Source organism: Paenalicyclobacillus cellulosilyticus (assembly GCF_014647315.1).
Lineage (GTDB): Bacteria > Bacillota > Bacilli > Alicyclobacillales > Alicyclobacillaceae > Alicyclobacillus_J > Alicyclobacillus_J cellulosilyticus.
This window is the reverse complement of record NZ_BMOY01000004.1, coordinates 50449-69935: the sequence shown is the minus strand read 5'-3', so window position 1 is coordinate 69935 and position 19487 is coordinate 50449. Positions and strand designations below refer to the sequence as shown.

The 19487-nt window shown below is 66.4% G+C and carries 15 protein-coding genes and 1 pseudogene; 13 read left to right on the top strand and 3 right to left on the bottom strand.

The features are described 5' to 3' along the window. Positions 1-71 precede the first annotated feature (71 nt). The 5 genes from yfmF to IEX97_RS02310 all read left to right on the top strand — a co-directional run bounded on the left by yfmF (position 72) and on the right by IEX97_RS02310 (position 6766). Positions 72-1391 (top strand): EF-P 5-aminopentanol modification-associated protein YfmF, encoded by a 1320-nt coding sequence (yfmF, locus tag IEX97_RS02330; RefSeq protein WP_188880909.1) that lies wholly within the window; start codon positions 72-74, stop codon positions 1389-1391. Then, complete coding sequence (gene yfmH / locus IEX97_RS02325; RefSeq protein WP_188880908.1) at positions 1372-2655, top strand: EF-P 5-aminopentanol modification-associated protein YfmH; 1284 nt, start codon at positions 1372-1374, stop codon at positions 2653-2655. The genes yfmF and yfmH overlap by 20 nt, the downstream gene beginning before the upstream one ends. A 1036-nt stretch (positions 2656-3691) precedes the next feature. Next, complete coding sequence (locus IEX97_RS02320; protein ID WP_188880907.1) at positions 3692-4846, top strand: glycosyltransferase family 4 protein; 1155 nt, start codon at positions 3692-3694, stop codon at positions 4844-4846. Positions 4847-4925: 79 nt separating this feature from the next. After that, positions 4926-5912: a diacylglycerol/lipid kinase family protein gene (locus IEX97_RS02315; protein WP_229776280.1), complete on the top strand. Its 987-nt coding sequence runs from the start codon at positions 4926-4928 to the stop codon at positions 5910-5912. Next, positions 5909-6766 carry an SDR family NAD(P)-dependent oxidoreductase gene (locus IEX97_RS02310; RefSeq protein ID WP_188880905.1) on the top strand — a complete coding sequence of 286 codons (858 nt, stop codon included), beginning with the start codon at positions 5909-5911 and terminating at the stop codon, positions 6764-6766. Before IEX97_RS02315 ends, IEX97_RS02310 begins: the two co-directional genes overlap by 4 nt. Here the strand turns inward: IEX97_RS02310 and IEX97_RS02305 are convergent. Then, positions 6741-7835, bottom strand: coding sequence for a class II aldolase/adducin family protein (locus tag IEX97_RS02305; protein WP_229776259.1), 1095 nt, complete (start codon positions 7833-7835; stop codon positions 6741-6743). The genes IEX97_RS02310 and IEX97_RS02305 overlap by 26 nt on opposite strands. 304 nt (positions 7836-8139) lie before the next feature. On the opposite strand from IEX97_RS02305, the gene IEX97_RS02300 reads away from it, so the two are divergent. The 6 genes from IEX97_RS02300 (at position 8140) to IEX97_RS02275 (ending at position 14726) form a co-directional block, all read left to right on the top strand. Continuing rightward, positions 8140-8802, top strand: coding sequence for a YiiX/YebB-like N1pC/P60 family cysteine hydrolase (locus IEX97_RS02300; RefSeq protein ID WP_188880904.1), 663 nt, complete (start codon positions 8140-8142; stop codon positions 8800-8802). A 4-nt stretch (positions 8803-8806) separates the two neighbouring features. Then, positions 8807-9361, top strand: coding sequence for a hypothetical protein (locus tag IEX97_RS02295; protein ID WP_188880903.1), 555 nt, complete (start codon positions 8807-8809; stop codon positions 9359-9361). Positions 9362-9478: 117 nt separating this feature from the next. Further along, on the top strand, positions 9479-10675 hold the full coding sequence (locus tag IEX97_RS02290; RefSeq protein WP_188880902.1) for a D-alanyl-D-alanine carboxypeptidase family protein: 1197 nt from the start codon (positions 9479-9481) through the stop codon (positions 10673-10675). A gap of 180 nt (positions 10676-10855) precedes the next feature. After that, the gene (gene proB, locus IEX97_RS02285) at positions 10856-11974 is read left to right on the top strand and encodes a glutamate 5-kinase (protein ID WP_188880901.1); all 1119 of its coding nucleotides are present in this window, start codon (positions 10856-10858) and stop codon (positions 11972-11974) included. A 93-nt stretch (positions 11975-12067) separates the two neighbouring features. Then, positions 12068-13336, top strand: a complete 1269-nt coding sequence (locus IEX97_RS02280; RefSeq protein ID WP_373289374.1) for a glutamate-5-semialdehyde dehydrogenase — start codon at positions 12068-12070, stop codon at positions 13334-13336. 88 nt (positions 13337-13424) lie between these two features. Further along, on the top strand, positions 13425-14726 hold the full coding sequence (locus tag IEX97_RS02275) for a homoserine dehydrogenase (RefSeq protein WP_188880899.1): 1302 nt from the start codon (positions 13425-13427) through the stop codon (positions 14724-14726). 16 nt (positions 14727-14742) lie between these two features. On the opposite strand, the gene IEX97_RS14090 is transcribed toward IEX97_RS02275, so the two are convergent. Together IEX97_RS14090 and IEX97_RS14085 are read right to left on the bottom strand one after the other, a co-directional pair. Beyond that, on the bottom strand, positions 14743-15057 hold the full coding sequence (locus IEX97_RS14090) for a helix-turn-helix domain-containing protein (RefSeq protein WP_479684755.1): 315 nt from the start codon (positions 15055-15057) through the stop codon (positions 14743-14745). A 93-nt stretch (positions 15058-15150) separates the two neighbouring features. After that, positions 15151-15672: pseudogene (locus IEX97_RS14085) on the bottom strand (AraC family ligand binding domain-containing protein); the annotation flags it as partial. A 168-nt stretch (positions 15673-15840) separates the two neighbouring features. Between IEX97_RS14085 and IEX97_RS02265 the strand changes: the two are divergent. Together IEX97_RS02265 and IEX97_RS02260 are read left to right on the top strand one after the other, a co-directional pair. Next, the gene (locus tag IEX97_RS02265; RefSeq protein ID WP_188880896.1) at positions 15841-17619 is read left to right on the top strand and encodes an ABC transporter ATP-binding protein; all 1779 of its coding nucleotides are present in this window, start codon (positions 15841-15843) and stop codon (positions 17617-17619) included. After that, positions 17619-19430 (top strand): ABC transporter ATP-binding protein, encoded by a 1812-nt coding sequence (locus IEX97_RS02260; RefSeq protein WP_188880895.1) that lies wholly within the window; start codon positions 17619-17621, stop codon positions 19428-19430. Before IEX97_RS02265 ends, IEX97_RS02260 begins: the two co-directional genes overlap by 1 nt. Positions 19431-19487: the final 57 nt, after the last annotated feature.

Below are 19487 nucleotides of genomic sequence, written 5' to 3'. Positions count from 1 at the left end.
GAGGGGGATAACCCCTCTTTCTTTACATAACCTCGTCAGGTCAAACCGTCATGACGAAGGAGGTGCCGGGCATGCCCGGGTTTGTGACCCACCGCCGCGGCCGGTTCCATCTGCACGTCTTGGCGACGAGCCAGTTTCGCACCCGGTACCTCGACGTCAAGCTGGCGCGCCCGCTCGCCCGCCATCACGTCACGGCGACGGCGCTTTTGCCCTACCTGTGGCTGGAGGGCACCGCCAGCCTTCCCAACATGCGGGCGTTGATGCGGCGCGCGGACGACCTGTACGGCGCCATGGTGCGCACGGGCGCCGGGAAGAAAGGAGATCGCCAAGTCATCGAGGCGTACGCGAGCGTACCGGAGGAGCGTGCGCTCAGAGGAGCGGACGGGCTGTTCGACGCGGCGGCGGCCCTCTTGACGGAGGTCATCACCGCCCCGGCGATCGCGGGGGACGGATTCGTTCCCGAACACGTGGAGAAAGAGAAGGTTCTGCACCGTAAGCGGATCGAGAGCATCCGCGACGACAAGATCCAATACGCCATGGAGCGGTGCCTGGAGTCGGTGTGCAGCGGCCATCCGCACGGCCTGCCGCGCCTCGGCTACCTGGAGGACCTGGCTCACCTCTCGGGATCCACGTTGTGGCAGGAACACCGCGCATTGCTGGCGTCGGCGGACGTGCACGTGTACGCCATCGGCGCGTTCGCGGACGAAGGGCGGATGGCCGAGGCGCTGCTCGGCCGGTTGCTGTCTGCGTTTTCGCCCTTTGCCGCAGAGGTTCGCGCCCATGCAGCGCCTCCGGTCACCGCATTGTCGCCGCGCGGGAGCGAGGTGCGGCACGTGGTCGAACACCAGCCTGTGCAGCAAGGCAAGCTGAACCTGGGGTTTCGCACCGGGGTGTCGTACGCAAGCCCGGATTATCCGGCGCTGTTGGTCGCCAATGCGGTATTGGGGGGGTCTCCGACGTCGAAGCTGTTCGTCAACGTCCGCGAGAAGGCGAGCCTCGCCTATTACGCCTCGAGCCGTCTGGACGGGTTGTCCGGCGTGCTGATGGTGCAGACCGGGATTGACGCTGGGAAATACGACCAGGCATTGGCGATCATCTGCGCGCAGGTGGAGGCGCTCAAGGCGGGCGAGGTGTCGGAGCAGGAGCTGGCGTTCGCCAAGCGGGGGCTGCGCAATCAGTTCCTGCAGTTGGGGGATCAGCCGTTGTCGCTCGCGGACATCCACTTCTCAGGCGCTTTGGCCGGTGTGCACCGCGAGGTCGACGACCTGTTGCAGGCGTTGGAGGCGGTGACGCGCGCGGATGTGACCAGGGTGGCCCAGTCGTTGGCGCTCGACACCATTTACTTCCTGCGCAGCGAGGAGGTGGGGGTGCATGCGGGAGATCCCGTATGAGCAGCTGGGGTTGACGTTGTACCACGAGCAGTTGGCCAACGGCCTGCAGGTGTACTTGTTGCCGCGGCCGGGCTACCGGCAGGTGTACGCGACGTTCACCGCGCATTACGGCTCGGTGGACAGCGCGTTTGCCCGCGACGGCGGGCCGGTGCGGACGGTCCCGGACGGCATCGCCCACTTCCTCGAACACAAGATGTTCGAATCGCCCGCCGGGGATGTGTTCAACCAGTTCGCCGCCCACGGCGCGTCGGCCAACGCGTTCACCTCGTTTGACCAGACGACGTACCTGTTCTCCTGCACGGAAGACGTGGCGGAAAACATCCGCATCCTGCTCGATTTCGTCCAGGAACCGTACTTCACCGACGAGAACGTGGAGAAGGAGAAGGGCATCATCGCCCAGGAGATCCGCATGTACGAGGACCATCCGGAGGCGCGCAGCTTCTACGGCCTGCTCAAAGCCCTGTACCACGCGCATCCGGTGCGGACGGAGATCGCGGGGACGGTGGAGAGCATCGGGCAAATCACCAAGGACTTGCTGTACGAGTGTTATTCCACTTTTTACCATCCGAGCAACATGGTATTTTTCGCCGTCGGCGGGTTGGATCCGCATGCGCTGATGGATCTCATCCGCGACAACCAGGCCAAGAAGTCGTTCGGGCCGCCGCCCCGCATCACCCGCGTATTGCCGGACGAACCGGCGGATGCGGCGGCCGCGCGCCAGGAAACCCGTCTCGCGGTCAGCCAGCCGCGCTGCCTCATCGGATGGAAGGAAGTCCGGGTCGGCTTGGCGGGATTGGATCTGCTCCGGCAGGAGCTTTTGACCGGGATGGTGCTCGACGCCCTGTTCGGGCGCAGCGCCGACCTGTACCATGAGCTGCTGGACGAGGGCGTGATCGATCCGAGCTTCACGTGGGAGTACGAGCTGGCGCCGTCGTACGGATACTCGCTCGTCGGCGGCAACGTCAGCCGGCCGGAGGCGTTCATCGCGCGGGCGACGGCGGCGGTGGCGCGGGCGCGCCAGGAGGGCATCCCGAAAGATGTGTTCGAGCGCAGCCGGCGCAAGCACATCGGGCGCTTTCTCTCGGGCTTGGACGCATTGGGGTACGTCGCGCGCCATTTCACGGCCTACCACCTGCGGCAGGCCGACCTGTTCGCGACGTTGGACGTGCTTTTATCGCTGCGCTGGGAGGACGCGAACGAACGGTTGCGCGAACACTTCGCGGAAGAGCGGCAGGCGGTGTCGCTCGTCCTGCCCCGGGATTGACCGCAGCAAAAAGCCAATGGCCCGGGGTGACCATCTCGTACCACCTGCCGTCCACCTCGGCCCGCAGGTCGTATGCCCGTGTCCCGTGGCGCGGTACGGACGCGCGGATGGCCTGTACCGGGGCGTCGGGCAGCCCGCCGGTCCAATCCACCCAGTGCCGGCCTGCGTCGAACGTGGCGTAGATGTGGCCCGGGACCTCCGGGGTCGCGGTGCCGTATCCGCCGTACCCCACCACCACGGCGCCGGGGGTTCCGGTCAGGGCGGCGATGGCGGTGATTGAACGCTGCGGCAGGCCGGTGATCAACAGCCAGCGGTGTCCGTCGCGGCTGACGGCAAGGCGGCCGGTGAGCGTGCCCACCACCCAGCCGTCGCCGGTGCGCGCGACGGCGGTGATGCCATCCACGCCAAAGCCGGATGAACCGGGGAGGTAGGCGTTGGTGAGGTCAGGGGAGATGGGGACAAAGCGGCGCGATCGCGCATCTTGGACCGCGAGGCAGTGGATGGCGCGGTAGACGCGTCCGGCCTCCCGCCACACGACAGGTTGCGGGCCGTTGGGCAAGGGGTGGTCTGCGCGGAGACGGGCGGGCGCAGGACGCGCTCCCGGGATGAGCCGGATGACCGCGTCGATCTGCCGGATCTGCGTCGTCTCCGCCGCACCCGGGTGGAGGACGGCAGGATAGGCGGCCTTTTGCGCGAGGAAGCGCGACGGCGGTGCGGGGACACGCCACGGCAGGCCGTGGTGGAAAACCGCGACGACCACCACCGCGCCCACCCCGAGGCCAAGGTAGGCCCATCGCGATTTGGGTGCCTGCTGAATGGCCATGGTTTCACCCCCACAGATCACGATACGAGACGTGGTGCGCGAATCGTGTCGGAACCCGGGTGTCGAAGCGAAGGGCTTTTCTACAGCATTTTTCGTGCCGCGGCGCCGCAGCATGCCGGGTATGACGGTACGGGCCTGAGGGAATCTAAGGAAAGGGTGGCCAACATGGACACCCGGGGACATCGATATCCCGGATGAAGGCGGTTGTCGCGCGTGCGGATTGCCATCTTTTCTGAGACCTTCCTCCCCAACACCGACGGCGTGGTCACCCGGTTGTGCGCCACGCTCTGCCACCTCGCCGAATTGGGCCACGATGTCCTGCTGGTGGCGCCGGCAGGCGGGCCGCAAGCGTACGCCGGTGCGGCGGTGGTGGGCGTGCCGCCGTTCTCTTTCCCTCTCTATCCGGGCAAGCGCTTCGCCCGACCGTGGCCGTGGGTCGGCCGGCGGCTGCAGGCGTTTGACCCGGATGTCATCCACGCGGTCAATCCGGGGTTTCTCAGTTTCGCGGCCATCTATTACGCCCGGCGCCTGCGTCGCCCGCTGGTGATGTCGTACCATACCCACATCCCTGCCTACGCCCGCTTCTATCGCCTGCCGTGGCTCGAACCGTGGCTGTGGCGGGCGTTTCGCGCCATTCACAACCAAGCGGCCGTGAACCTGTGCCCGTCGCGCGCCACGATGGCTGACCTCGAGGCGCGCGGCTTCGAGCGGCTTGCCCTGTGGGAACGGGGGTTGGACACCCGCCTGTTCTCTCCGGCCAAACGCAGCATGGCGATGCGCCGGCGGTTGCTTGGCGGCGCGGCGTCCGGCAAGGTGTTGTTGTACGTCGGGCGGATTGCCGCGGAAAAGGGGTTGGCAAAGCTCGCCGCCGCGCTCGACCGCCTGCCGGACGAGGTCCATCTGGCGCTCGTCGGCGACGGCCCGCACAAGGCGGCGGTGGAACGCGCGCTCGCCGGGCGGCGCGTGACGTTTCTCGGTTACCTGTTCGGCGAGGAGCTGGCGGCCGCATATGCCTCGGCGGACGGATTCGTCTTCCCGTCGACCACCGAGACCCTGGGCTTGGTGTTGTTGGAGGCGATGGCGAGCGGCCTGCCCGTCATGGCGGCCGATGCACCCGCGTCGCGGGAAGTGCTCCACCGCGGTCGCGCCGGGGTGCTGTTCCATCCGGACGATCCGGACGACACCGCGCGGGCGATGCGGACCATCTTGTACGACGATGCGGTCCGGGAAACGCTGTGCGCCTATGCGCAGGCCGTCGTGCAGCGGCTCGACTGGCGGCGGACGACGGAAGACCTCGTCCGCCACTACGAGGCGGTCCTGGCGATGCACCGGGCGCCGATGCGTCCTCAGGCCTTGGCGGGGCGTTAGGTTCCTCTGCGGCCGCACACGTCCCTGCACGGCCGCATGCAGGGACAGGCCATCGCGCGAGGTGGGATGCGTGAAAACGATGTTCATCGTCAATCCGGCGGCCGGGCGCGGCCGGTGCGGCCACAGGTGGCGGGCGTTTCTCCCGCAGCTCGCCGGCGCGCGGTTCGCGTTCGAAGTGCACGCGACCACGCGTCCGGGCGAGGCCAGCGAGGTGGCCCGTCAGGCGCAGCGCGCAGGATTCGAGCGCATTGTCGCGGTGGGGGGCGACGGGACGCTCCACGAGGTGGTCAACGGTGTGGCCGTGGGCCAAGGGGTCGTCGGGGTGTTGCCGTTTGGCACCGGCAACGACGTGGCCCGTTCGCTCGGCCTGCCCCGCCGCGCCGACGCGCTGTTCGAGATGCTGGCAGACAATCGGACGGTTTCGCTCGATCTCGCTTTGGTCAACGGCCGGCGTTGCCTGATGGCGGCCGGTGTGGGTTTCGACGGCGACGTGGTGGCGCGCATCCGGCAACACCCCGGCATCCAGCGGCTTGGCAAGTTCGGGTACGCGGCCGGAGCCTGCGCTGCACTCTTCGCCTTTCGGCCGCAACCGGCCCGCATCACCGTGGACGACACGTCGCTCTTTGTGCCGCGGGCATGGATGATCACCATCGCCAATTGCCCGTATTACGCCGGCGGAATGCGCATCTGCCCGGATGCACGCTGGCACGACGGCCTGCTCGACGTGTGCGTGGTCGCCGACCTGGACGTGGGGCGGTTTGTGCGCCTGTTCCCGCTCGTCTTTTCGGGCCGGCACGTCCGGCACCATCCGTACGTCACCGTGCTGCGCGGCCAGCGGGTGTGCGTGCAGGCGGCGGCCGCTTGGCCAGGTCACACGGACGGTGAATCCTTGGTGGCAGACGGGCTCCGGGCCGAGGTGATGCAAGGCGGCGTGCGCTTGCTCGCGGCCGTGCCGGACCTCGTTCCGCGTGCAACCAAGGCGCGCGCCGACGAGGAACGTGCCGACGAGGAACGTATTGACGAGAAACGTGCCGATAAGCAGATGCAAGGAGGGGGCGTGCCTTGAGGTGGCACAGGCGCAAGGGTTCGTTCGCAGGCGAGACGGTGGTCGTCGTCGGCGGTTCGAGCGGCATCGGCCGCGCGGCGGCTGCCGGGTTCGCGCGCCGGGGCGCGCGGGTGGTGCTCGTCGCGCGGGGAGCGGATCGCTTGGCGGCGGCTGCAACCGCCATTCGCGAGCAGGGGGGAGATGCGGTGGCGTTCCCGGCCGACGTCACCCATCCGGCGGAGATAAATGCGTTGGCGCGTGCCGTCGCGGACCTCGGCGAGCTGGGGGCGTTGGTGTACGGTGCCGGAGAACTCGAGTTGGCACCGGTGGCGGGCCTCGATCTCGAGCGGGCGCGCCGGGCGATGGACGTCCTCTACTGGGGGGCCGTCATGGTCACGCAGGCGCTGCTGCCGCAGTTGGCCCGGGGGGCGCGCCGCTCCATCGTCTACCTCTCCTCGCTGTCGGTCCCGTGCACACCGCCGTTCTTCGCCGCCTACGCCGCGCCGAAGCATGCGTTGCGCGGGTTCGCCCTCAGCCTGCGGCAGGAGCTGCGGCCGCTTGGCTTCCACGTCGGTCTGGTTTCCCCCGGGCCGGTGGACACGCCGCTCGTCGCCGGGAAGCTCCACGGCGAGTGGTTCCCGCTGCCGCCGGGCATCCCGGTGCTGACCGCGGAACGGGCGGGGGAGGCCGTCGTCCGGGCTGTGGTGAACCGGCGCGACGAGATGGTGGTGCCGCGCCGCCTTCAGGCCATCGCGCCGGTCGGCTACGCCTTTCCGCGGCTGGTGGAGCGGTACTACCATCTCACCGTCCGCGGCTGGCGGCAGCGCCTCGCGGAAATCGCTGCCCGGTTCAGCTCATGGGGACCTGAGGGATGATCTTGCCGTCGATCCGCTCGAAGATGTCATCGAGATCCGGCCCGGTGATGGTCAAGCCGTGGTTTTTCAGCCCGATGATGGCGCGGGCGGGATCGTCCGCTTGCCGCACCAGCTCCGCCACAGCTTTGGCCAGTTCGACCGTTCCGCACGGGTAATTGACCTGGGTCGATTGGACGCCTTCCATCCAGGCGTGGATGTGGACGATGGCGCCGACCTGCGGGTGTTCGCGGTAGATCATCCAGTGTTCGATGGCATCGACCGACACCCGGCGCGGTTGCACGTGCGGAGGGACGCTGAGGCGCATCGCCCGCCGGCCGGGGTTGAATCCGGTCACCATCAGGATGTCCTCGCCGATTTTATGCAGGTTCGCTTTGTTGACGCCGCTGGCGCTCATCCAGAAGCGTTCCCCGTCCTTGCGGGCGCTCAGGTTGCCGTAGCTGAGGCCGCCGATGCCGTACAGCCGTTTGACATGGCGCAAGTCTTCCGGCGGCAGGATCTCTTGGATGGGGAACGGCGCCGGCCAGAGGTTCATTTCGTCGATCTTCCGCGCCGCCCAGCGCACCCGTTCCGTGACCTCGTCTCCTTCCCAGAGCGCCTGGGGCAGGTCGGGGTGGAACTCGTTGTCGATGACGAGGTTGGACGTCGCCAACGGGCGAATGCGCTCCCATAAGGCGTCGAAGTACGCCTCGTCCTCCCCCGGCCGGCAGGGCACCGGATAGCAGCCTTGTTCCAAGGTGATGAAGTACGTGTCGATCCCGTCGCGCCCGTGCACTAAGTAGATCAAGAGGTTCGCAAGCGAACGCACCAAAAGGGGATAGCCCGCGTACAACACGTTGGCAGGCGGTGGATCGGCTTCGGCAATCGAGACGACGAACGTGGCCTGAGCCCGGCGCCGGTAGGGGCGGGGTTGCGACGGATCGATGAAGTTGAACACCAAGCGCACGTCCGCTGCCTCCGCTTCGCCGGCGGCGATCCGCTTGTATCCCATGGCCTCGCACCGGCGGGCGAGCCCCGTGAGCAGCCACCGCGTCCGCGGCGAATCAGCCGCACACTGCACCGTGTAGAACACCCAAGATCCTCCTCTGTGTGAGATGCCTGGATCAGTGTGTTCGCGACAGGCGCTCTTCATGCGCCGGCGGGGGTGCGCTTGGCTCCCACTCCTCGCCGATCAACATGGCCAATATGGCGTGCGCCAACGCTCGCCAACCGGCGGACATCCACCAGGGGCGAGGGGCGAAACGACGGGTGGGGTGTTGTCGGCCCGGCACGTGCCATCCCTCCTTCCCAGGGTGAGACGAGGCTTTTTGCGGTGGCGGTAGTATGCCGTGGCGGGGGTTGCGCCATACTCCTGCGGACAAAGGAGGGAGATGCGGGTGCGCCGTGTTTGCCATCCGTACTGGATGGAGTGTGCAGGATTGGCGGCGCTTTTGGCCGTCATCCTTCTCTTCGCGTGGCTTCCGGTGCCGATGCCGCCGGGCAGCGACATCGCGTTTGCCCGCACGGTGTTGCGCGGCATGACGATGGGGCGCTTGAACGGCGCCGTGCCTGCCGTACCTCGGATTCAGATCTCCGCTTGGCAGCGTTTGGCGGAGCCGGGCGACGTCCTCGTCTTTCACAATCCGCACTGCGCCTATGGTTATTGGTCACACGCCGTGCTGTACGCCGGCGGCGGATGGGTGATCGATGCCACCGACTTCGTGCGCGGGACGACGCTTCGCCCCCTCTCCGTCTTTCAGTACTATGAAAAGGCCGCGCTGCTGCGCCCGGCGGTGCCTGCGGCGGTCCGGCGGCAGAGCGCGCGCATCGCGCAGGCGTACGTAGGGCGCATGTACGACCCGTTCGCCCCCCTGTCCGACGACCGGCGGCAGTACTGCAGCAAGTTGGTATGGACCGCGTACCGGCGGGCCGGGGTGACGTTGTGCCCGCCGAAGGCGTGGATTGTTCCGGACGACTTGTACCAGAGCCGCTTGCTGCAGGTCGTCGCCAAGGCAGGCGGTCCGGCGGGCGATGGTGCCGCCGGGCCAAAGGAGGGATGAGCGGTTGGCACGCCGTCTCTTCGACAGCTACGTCGTGCTGGTGTTCACCACGTTGGCCGCCACCGCGTGCGACCAGGTGGCCGCCGCCTTGAGTGCCGCGTGGTTGATGTTCGCGCTGGGGTGTGGCGCGCACGCAGGGTGGCGGGGCTGGCGGGGGCGTTGGGTGGTGCAGGCGGCGTGGGCGGCGCAGGCGCCCGGATGGGTATTGGCCGGCGCCTCGCTGGCACTCGCCGCTCAGGACGGCGGCAACGAGTGGTGCAACGGCGTGTTTCAGCTTTGGGTGCACCCGTTTTCGACGTGGCTGCGCATGGTGCCGCCCGGCGTTTGGCATGGGTTCTCGTCGTCCTACCTCGCCGCATGTCTCATCCCGCCCGGGGTGGGCGCTTGGCTGCTCTGCGGATGGGCAGGCGGCGTGATGACGCGCGGCATGGTGAACCATGCCGTCAGGGTGCAGCGCGCGGACCCACCGCGGTCAAGGGGCCTGCCGTGGCAGGTGAGTAAGATTCTTCCACATGCAGCGAGCAGGATGCGGCTTTCCCTGCGTCGAACAAAAAACTGATGTACAATCGTGCTGTCTTCTCCGGGCCGGACGAACGGCTGGCGCTGTTTCAACCGCCGAAAACCTTTTGACGCTATCTCCGTACCGAAGCCGGTGCGATAGACGAGGAGGACGAACGTGCGCAAGACTGGTCTGACCATCCTCGGCGTGTTGTTGCTGATCCTCATCCTGGCGGTGGTCCAGGTGTTTCGCCCGCTGCCGATGCTCAAGATTCAGCCGGCGGTCGCGGCGGTCCAGGCGGTGCCAGGGACGGTGTCGTTCCACTGGCCGACGACCGGACAAGCGGTGGTCGGCATCGAAGGGGTCGGCCTCATGGGCCAGTACGGCCCGGAGACGCCGGTGCCCATCGCCAGCCTCACCAAGATGATGACCGCCCTGTTGGTTTTGGAGAAGCATCCGCTGCAACCGGGTGAGGAAGGGCCCGTCCTGACCGTGACGCCGGCCGACGTGGCGGTGTACGAGCGGGATAAGAAGGCCGGCGAATCGGTGATGAAGGTGGTGGCAGGCGAGCGCCTGACGGAGCGCCAGTTGTTGGAGGGCCTGCTGCTCCCTTCCGCGAACAACATCGCGACCATGCTCGCCAACTGGGTGGCGGGGGATGAAGCGTCGTTCGTGCGCATGATGAACCAGAAAGCGCGGGCACTCGGCATGGTGCATACGACGTACGCGGACGCCAGCGGCGCCAATCCGCAGACGGTGAGCACGGCGCTGGACCAGTACCGCGTCGCCGAGTTGGTGATGCAGAATCCGGTGTTGCGGGAGATTGTGCGGATGCCGCAGGCCACCCTCCCGGTGGCTGGAACGGTCTACAACGTGGACGCTGCGCTCGGGCGTGACGGGATCATCGGCATCAAGACCGGCAGCTCGCTGGAGGCGGGCGGGTGCTTTGCCTTCGCGGCGGAAGGCATGATTGAGAACCAGCCGGTGACGGTGATGGGCGTGGTGCTCGGTCAGGGCGGTATGCACATGTTGGACGCGGCGCTCACGGAGGCCCGCACGCTGGCGAACGACGCACGGCGGCAGCTGAGGTTGATGCACGTGGCCCAGCCTGGCCAGGTCGTCGGCACCATCCGGGCACCGTGGGGAGACGAAACGCAGGTGGTGGCTCGGTCGGGTGCAACCGTCATCGCTTGGCCCGGCATGTGGATGGAAGCGCGCGTCGTGCCGGGCGAGGTCCACGCGCCCGTGCCAGGCGGCGCCAGCCTCGGCGTGCTGCGGGTGACCGCGGGCCGGCAGACCATCTCCGTACCGCTCGTGACCACCGCGCCCATCGCCAGTCCACCGTATCCGTGGCGCCTGTTGCGGTTGAAGTGAGGAGGCGCACGCGGCCGTGTTCGCCGCGGCCAAGGCAGGGACGGCGGCACATTCCGCCAAGCCTCGTTTTGCAGTATCATCTTGGTATGTGTCGCACAGGAGCTGCCAAGTCCGGTTCGAGGTACAGCGAGGCAAAAAGGGGGCAATCCGCCCGCCTGCGCGGAGGGGAGGGGTGACACCGTGAAGGTTCGGCGCGCGGTCATCAAGGTGGGTTCGAGCAGTCTGACCAGCCCGGATGGCGGCTTGTGCGCCCGGAAGGTGTCGCGCCTGACTGAGCAGATGGTCCGCTTGCGCTTTGAGCACGGGTGGCAAGTGGTCCTGGTTTCCTCCGGCGCTGTCGCGGCGGGGACGGAGCGTCTGGGATGGCAGCGGGCGTCCATCACCCTGCCGGAGAAGCAAGCGGCCGCCGCCGTGGGGCAAGGGCTGCTGATGGCAGAGTACGAGCGCCGGTTCGCGGAGCACGGCCTCCTCATCGCCCAGCTCCTCTTAACGCGCGCGGACATCGCGGACCGCAAGCGGTTCCTCCACATCCGCAATACGATGGAGACACTGCTGCAGCACGGGGTCATCCCGGTGGTCAACGAGAACGACACCGTCGCCGTGGAAGAGATTCGCTTCGGCGACAACGACACGCTGGCGAGCCTGGTCGCGTTGGTGGCCGAGGCGCAGCTCTTGGTGCTCTTGACCGACATCGACGGGCTGTACACGGCCGATCCGCGCCGGGACCCATCCGCCCGGCGCATCACCGACGTGTGGGAGCTGACACCGGAGATGGAGCGGGCGGCGGGCGGCCGCGGCAGCAAGGTCGGGACGGGCGGCATGCGCACCAAGCTGGCGGCGGCGCGCATCGCGATGGAATCCGGCATCGACACCGTCGTCGCCTCGAGCGAGGCGGAGGATGTGCTGTTGCGGATCGCCGCCGGGGAGCCGGTCGGCACCTGGTTTCACGCCCGGCCGCACCCGGTGCGCGGCAAGAAGTCGTGGGTGGCGTACGGGTCGCGCGCGAGCGGGCGGATCCTGGTGGACGCCGGCGCGGTGGAGGCGTTGTGCAACCGGTCGGTCAGTCTGCTCTTGCCGGGGGTCACCGGCGTCATCGGCACGTTTCAGGAGGGGGCAGTGGTCGAAATCGCCGGTCCGGACGGCCGCGTGTTCGGCAAAGGCGTCGTCAATTTTTCCGATCGCGACCTGCGCATGCTGCTGGAGCGGCGCGCCCGGGGCGAGGTGCTGACCCACCTCCAGGAGGTCGTCCACCGGAATGACCTGGTCATCCTCGTGTCGCGGTCGGCGGAACCCTCCTGATGGGAAGGACCCGTTCGGCGGGCCGGCGGCGGGCGGATGGCAGCATGACAATCTGGCAAGGGAGCGATGCGGGTGGCAGGAGCAGAGGCAGGCCTGAAAGAAGCGATCTATGCCCAGTTGCGGGTTGCGCAGCGGGCGGCGCGGGCGTTGGCGGCCGCCGGGACGGAAGAGAAAAACCGGGCGCTCGTTGCGATGGCGGACGCCATCTGGGCGCGGCGGGACGAGGTGTTGGCGGCCAACGCGCAGGACGTGGCGGCGGCGGAAGCGGCCGGGGACACACCGGCGAGAATCGACCGTTTGCGCCTGACCGAGCGGCGCCTCGAGGACACGCTCGCCGGCGTGAACCAGGTGGCGTCCCTGCCGGATCCGGTCGGGACGGTCGAAGCGGCGTACACGCGGCCCAACGGGTTGCGGATTGAGAAGGTGCGGGTGCCGTTCGGCGTCATCGCCATGGTGTACGAGGCGCGGCCCAACGTGACGGTGGACGCGGCGGTGCTGGCGGTGAAGACGGGCAATGCGGCGGTGCTGCGGGGCGGTCGTGAGGCCCTTTGCACCAACCGCGCGCTGGCCGCGGCGATGCGGGATGGCCTGCAACGCACCGGTCTGCCGGCGGATGCGGTTCAACTCATCGAGCACGTGGATCGGGGGTCGGTGGATATCCTGATTCAGGCCCGCGGCCTGGTCGATCTCGCCATCCCGCGCGGTGGTGCGGGCCTCATCCAGCGGGTGGTGGAGAACGCCCGCGTCCCGGTCATCGAGACGGGGGTCGGCAACTGCCACGTCTACGTCCACGCGGACGCGGATTTGGCGATGGCGGAGCGGATTGTGCTCAACGCCAAACTGCAGCGCCCTTCGGTGTGCAATGCCATCGAGACGGTGCTGGTCGACCGGGCGCTGTCGGGTTGGCTGCCGCGCTTGGTCGGCGCGTTGCTTCATCACGGCGCCGAGGTGCGGGCATGCCCGGAAAGCCTCGCCGTGCTGCGGGCAGCGGGGGTCGTGCACGAGCGGTTGCGGGCGGCGACCGAAGAGGACTTTGCCACCGAATTTCTCGCGCCCATCCTGGCGCTCAAGCTGGTCGACGGGCTGGAGGACGCCATCGGCCACATCGACCGGTACGGCACGCGGCACTCGGAAGCCATCGTGACGCAGAACGCGCAGGCGGCCGAGACGTTTCTCAAGCGGATCGACGCCGCGGCGGTGTACCACAACGCGTCGACCCGTTTCACCGACGGATTTGAGTTCGGGTTTGGCGCCGAGATCGGCATCTCGACGCAGAAGCTCCATGCCCGCGGGCCGATGGGCCTGGCGGAGCTGACGACCTACAAGTACGTGGTCCGCGGTACCGGCCAGGTGCGCGGCTAACGCGCGGGTGTCACCGGACGTGACAACCGGCGGGACGGCGGTGGGCGGTCGGGCAGTACAGGGATTATGGCAGAAAGTGGTGACAGCGATGGACGTGTGTTTGGGCTTGCTCGGGTGCGGGACGGTCGGCTCCGGCGTCATCGAGCTGACGCGGCGGCGCCGGGAGAAGATTTTTGAACTGACGGGGCTTCGGCCCAAGATCACCAAGGTGTTGGTGCGCAATCTGCAGAAGCCGCGCCAAGTTGCCCTGGCGGATGAGCGGTTGACCGCCGATCCGGAGGACATCCTCGGCGATGCGGACATCCGGGTGGTGATTGAAACCATCGGCGGGATTGAACCGGCGCGCACCCTGATCTTGCGCGCTCTGGCCGCGGGCAAGCACGTGGTGACCGCGAACAAAGACCTCATCGCGGCGCACGGGCCGGAAATTCTGGAGGCGGCCGAGCGCCACGGGGTCGATGTGTGGTACGAGGCGGCGGTCGGCGGTGCCATTCCGCTCATCCGCCCGCTCAAGGAGTGCCTGACCGCCAACGAGATCACCGACATCAAAGGGATCATCAACGGCACCACGAACTACATTTTGTCCAAGATGACCGCCACCGGCGCCGGCTTTGCCGAAGCGCTCGCGGAGGCGCAAGCGCTGGGATATGCCGAAGCGGATCCGTCGAGCGACGTGGACGGGCTTGACGCCGCCCGCAAACTGGCCATCCTCGCGTCCATCGCGTTTCACGCGAAGGTGCGGCTGGAAGACATCCGGGTCACGGGGATCCGCCACATCACCGCGGCCGACGTGGCGTACGCCGATGAGCTCGGCATGGTCATCAAGCTGCTGGCGGTCGGCGCCGACCGGGACGGGCTGTTGTCGTTGCGCGTCGGACCTGCCTTGGTGCCGAAAGACCATCCGCTTGCGCACGTGAACGGCTCGTACAACGCCCTGTTGATGCGCGGGGATGCCGCCGGCGACCTGATGTTCTTCGGACGCGGCGCCGGTTCGATGCCGACGGCGAGCGCGGTCGTGGGCGATGTGATTGAGGTGTTGCGCAATCTGAAGCTGGGCGTCACCGGCCAAGCGGCGCTGCTCTGCCGTCCGGATAAGCGCGTGTTGCCCGACGGGTTCGACCCGGTGCGTTACTACATGCGCCTGTCGGTCGACGACCGGCCCGGGGTGCTGGCGCGCATCGCGGCGGCGTTCGGAGATGCCGAGGTGAGCATGGAGAGCGTGCTGCAGAAGCGGGCGTACGAGGGGCGCGCCGAGATTGTCATCCTCACGCACGAGGTTCCGTACGGCCAGGTGGAGCGGGTGGCGGCGGCGCTGCGCAGCCTGGCGGCGGTGCACGAGGTCCATTGTGTGATGCCGGTGGAGCCGGCGGCGGACGGCGGCGTCACCTGAGCGGCGACCTCCGTGCTCACCGGCGTCCCGGCGACGGATGCGGGGCGTGGACGGTCATTCGGTACGCGGTCGGCGTCATGTGTTCGTAGCGCTTGAACAGCTTGCTGAAATAGCTTTGATCGGAAAACCCGACCATATCCGCGATTTCCCGCACCGACAAACGGGTCTCGCGCAAAAGGTGCTTCGCTTGCTGGATCCGGTAGTGCAAAAGGTACTCCATCACCGACATCCCGGTGACGCGCTTGAACAGGCGCGCGAAGTGAAAGGGGCTCAGCGACGCCTGTTGGGCCAATTCCTCGAGCTTCAGGGGCCGCGCGAAGTTGCGTTCCATGTAGGCGATGGAAGCGCGGATGCTTTCCGGGTACCCTGCCTCGTACGGCACGTCCGGCAGTGCCCCTGCTTCCAGGCGCTGTCCGACCAAATCGGTGAGGATGCGGGTGATGAGCGATCCCGCCCGCGCCTCGGCGCCTGCCGGCCGGCATCGGAACAAATCGAACAGGCGCATGAACAAAACTTCGCTGTGCGGCGTGCCGGGTAAGACCGGGCACAGGTCGGCTTCCAACAACCGCAGGTATTCTCCGCACTGCTGTCCTCCGAAATGCACCCACAGGATTTCCCAGGGGTCATTGGCCGCGGCGTAGTAGCGGTGTTCCCGCGTGAGGTCCAAAAACACGATGCAGCCTGGATCGACAGGGAACGATTTGCTGTCCTGGACCACAACACCCCGGCCGCTGCGGACGTACATCAGGAGGTAGCCGAAAAACGATTTCCGGTAGACATCGTACGCCGGACTGCAGCGAAACCATCCCACGGCGTGCACGTAAAACCACATGCGCCGCGCGAGATCGCTCGGTGTATGGTGATATGTCCGGTAATAACATCGGCAGGCATCGGCCATGGACAGGCACATCCTCGCAAGATCTTCCCAAGAAAGAGCAAGTTTATGGGGTGAGAACTCGCCGCTGCCACGCTAACATGTTCAGCGTGACGCGGTCGCCGCCGGAAGGTTTGGCGGGTTGCCATCATTATAACGCGATGGCACGGCGGGTGTACCGCGGCGAAACAAGCATGAACACAGGGTTCGCCCCTGGGGAATGCGGGGTGCAAGACGAAGATGGACGTCTTCAGGCGGCTGCGCGGGTTTTATCTGCCGTACATGCGGTACTTGGTGTTGAGCATCGTCATGCTGGTCCTGACCACCGCACTCGGCCTGGTCTATCCCTATTTATTGAAACAGATTGTCGACCGCGTCATCATCGGCAGGGAATACCGCCTTTTGCTCCCGTATCTCGGGCTCATCCTCGCGGCGGCCGTGGTCAAAGGCGCGTTCAACTTCGGCCAGCAGTACTTGGGCCAGGTCTTTGGCATGCATGCGGCGTATGACCTGCGCAATGCGCTGTACAAGAAGCTCAACCGGCAACCGTTTTCATATTACGACCGCGTGCACACAGGCGACCTGATGTCCCGGATGACCGCGGACCTCGACGCCTTCCGGCAGTTTTTGGCGTTTGGGTTCAACAACTTGGTGAATTTCGTGCTCCTGACGTCGTTCGGGCTGGCGCTGATGTGCTCGCTCAACGCATGGCTCACGGCGGCCATCCTGGTCCTGTTGCCGGTGTTGGGTTGGATTGCGGTGCGTTTCGACAGCCTGCTGTGGCCGGCGTACAAGCGGGTGCGGAAGACCCTCGGCGCGCTCAACACCGCGGTGCAAGAGAACATCATGGGGATGCGCACCGTCAAGTCGTTTGCGCGCGAAGGGTATGAACTTGGCAAGTTCGACGGGCGCAACGAAGCGTACTACGCATCCAACCTTGCGGCGGCCGATTTGTGGAAGCGCTTTTTTCCGTACATGGAACTCATCGGGAACCTGGAGGTCTGCATCGTCCTCTTTGTGGGCGGTTGGCTGGTGATCCGGGGTGACATGGACCTCGGGGATCTCGTGGCCTTTTTCAGCATCCTGTGGTACATCACCTTCCCGATGTCCCAATTGGGGTATCTGTTGAACAACTGGACGCAGTCGGTCGCGGCGGGCGAGCGCCTGCTGGAGATCCTCGAGGCGGAGAATCCCATCACCTCTCCCGTCGCAAGTTACCGTGGCAAGATGCGCGGGCGCGTCGAATTCCGCGGCGTCCGGCTCGTGCAGGACGGCCAGGAGGTGTTGCGCGACATCGACTTCACGGTGGAGCCTGGCCAGACCATCGCGCTGTTGGGGAAGACCGGCGCGGGCAAGTCGAGCATCGTGAACCTCATCCCGCGGTTTTACGACGTGACGGAAGGCAGTGTCCTCGTCGACGGGATTGACGTGCGCGACTGGGACCTGGATGCGTTGCGCCGTCAGGTGGCGGTGGTGTTTCAGGAATCGTTTTTGTTTTCCACCACCATCTTCGCCAACATCGCCTACGGGAAGCCGGACGCGACCATGGAAGAGGTGGCGCGGGCCGCCCGCATCGCCGACGCGGCCGAGTTCATCGAACAGCTGCCGGATGGGTACCGGACCATCGTCGGCGAGCGCGGGCTGGGGCTCTCGGGCGGGCAGAAGCAGCGGATTGCGCTCGCGCGGGCCATCCTGGCAGACCCGGCCATCCTCATCCTTGACGATGCAACCAGCGCCGTCGACATGGAAACCGAGTACACCATCCAACAGGCCCTCCAGGAAGTGATGCGCGGGCGGACCACGTTTGTGATTGCCCACCGCATCTCGACGCTGAAACGGGCAGACCAGATCCTGGTCATCGACGGCGGGCGGATTGTCGAGCGGGGCACGCACGACGAATTGGTGCGGCAGGACGGCTTGTACCGGGAGATCTTCGAGATGCAATTCCGCGATCGCGACGAATTTTCGGATGACTGGCTGCGGGCTGCCGTCAACGAGCAAAGAGGGGTGCAGTGGTGATGGCGGAAGACCGGCGTTTGGACGACGAACTGCGTGCGCCGTTCATCTACCGGGACGACGACACGCTGGATAAGCCGTTTCAGTACGCCCAGTTCAAGCGGTTGCTCAGGTACATGGCCCCGTTCCCAAAGTTGATTTGGGGGGCGTTCGCCGCGACGGCGGGCGGCATCGCAGTGGCGCTCGTCACCCCGTACCTCATCGGGCGAACCATCGACGTGGCCATCGCGGGCAAGCGGACCGGGTTGCTCGCGGCGCTCACCCTGGCGCTGTTGGCGCTGTACGTCTGCAACTTCGCCGCCGCACGCGTGCGCATCTACCTGACGAACAAGCTGGGGCAAAACGTGATCCTGCGTTTGCGGCAAGACCTGTTCTCCCACGTGCAGTCACTGTCCTTCGACTTTTTCGACAAGCGGCCGGCTGGGTCGGTCCTGGTGCGGATCATGAACGACGTGAACGCACTGCAGGATTTGTTCACCAACGGCATCATCAACAGTTTGACGAATTTGATCACGCTCTTTGGCATCGTCGTCATCATGCTCTCGCTGAACGTGCGGTTGGCGCTCGTGACGATGGTGGTCGTGCCGTTCATGTTTTTGCTCTCGACGCGGCTTCGGGTGTTGATTCGGCGTTCGTGGCAGGTGGTCCGGGTGCGTATGTCGCGCATCAACGCCCACCTGAACGAGGCCATCCAAGGCATGCGCGTGACGGAAGCGTACGTGCGCCAGGAGGAGAACCAGCGCTTCTTCGAGCGCATGAACGCAGAGTATGTGGAGAAGTTCCGCCGTGCCACAGGGCTGAGCGCGGTGTTCTGGCCCATCGTGGACATCACTGGATCGGTAGGTACGGTCTTGTTGTTCTGGTACGGGGTGCACCTGTTGACCGCCGGTGAGGTCACGGTCGGGCTTTTGGTCGCGTTTGCGAATTACCTGGGCAATTTTTGGACGCCCATCTCGCAGCTGGGGCAGTTGTACAACCAACTGCTGGTGGCGATGGCGTCGTCCGAGCGGATCTTTGAATACCTCGACACGCGTCCGACCATCACCAGCCGCCCGCAAGCTCCGGCGTTGCCGCCCATCCGGGGCGAGGTGGTGTTCGACCAGGTGGTGTTCGACTACGCGCCGGGCAAGCGGGCGTTGCACGGTGTGTCGTTCCGGGTGCAACCCGGCGAGACGGTGGCACTCGTCGGCCACACCGGGGCGGGCAAGAGCACTGTCATCAACCTGTTGGCGCGGTTTTACGATGTCACCAGCGGCCGCATTCTGATTGACGGCAAAGACATCCGGGATGTGGACCTCGCCACGCTCCGGTCGCAGATTGGGATTGTGCTGCAGGACACGTTCATCTTCTCCGGGACCATCATGGACAACATCCGCTACGGCCGGCCGGACGCGACGGATGAAGAAGTCATCGCCGCGGCGAAGGCGGTGCACGCGGACGAGTTCATCCGCCAGCTTGAACACGGGTATTTCACGGAGGTGCGCGAGCGGGGCAGCCGCCTGTCCATGGGTCAGCGCCAGCTGCTTTCCTTCGCCCGGGCCATCCTCGCCAATCCGAAGATCCTCATCCTCGACGAGGCCACGGCGAGCATCGACACGCACACGGAGCACCTGATTCAACTGGGGCTGCGGGCGCTGCTCCGCGGGCGGACGTCGTTCGTGGTCGCGCACCGCCTTTCGACCATCCGCGAGGCCGACCAGATCCTCGTTTTCCAGGACGGACGGATTGTGGAGCGCGGAACGCACGGTGTCCTGATGCGGAACAAAGGCTATTATCATCATCTCGTCCTGACCCAATACCGGTTCATGGCCTGACACCGGGTGCGCGCCGTTGCTTCCCCCCTGCACGCCGTTCCCATAACTTCTTCATAC

What these genes read in the sequence shown, in the direction of transcription:
- IEX97_RS02315 (WP_229776280.1), top strand. Translation starts at nt 4,926, where the DNA reads ATGTTCATCGTCAATCCGGCGGCCGGGCGCGGCCGGTGCGGCCACAGG.
- yfmH (WP_188880908.1), top strand. Translation starts at nt 1,372, where the DNA reads ATGCGGGAGATCCCGTATGAGCAGCTGGGGTTGACGTTGTACCACGAG.
- IEX97_RS02265 (WP_188880896.1), top strand. Translation starts at nt 15,841, where the DNA reads ATGGACGTCTTCAGGCGGCTGCGCGGGTTTTATCTGCCGTACATGCGG.
- IEX97_RS02275 (WP_188880899.1), top strand. Translation starts at nt 13,425, where the DNA reads ATGGACGTGTGTTTGGGCTTGCTCGGGTGCGGGACGGTCGGCTCCGGC.
- IEX97_RS02260 (WP_188880895.1), top strand. Translation starts at nt 17,619, where the DNA reads ATGGCGGAAGACCGGCGTTTGGACGACGAACTGCGTGCGCCGTTCATC.
- yfmF (WP_188880909.1), top strand. Translation starts at nt 72, where the DNA reads ATGCCCGGGTTTGTGACCCACCGCCGCGGCCGGTTCCATCTGCACGTC.
- IEX97_RS14090 (WP_479684755.1), bottom strand. Translation starts at nt 15,057, where the DNA reads ATGGAACGCAACTTCGCGCGGCCCCTGAAGCTCGAGGAATTGGCCCAA.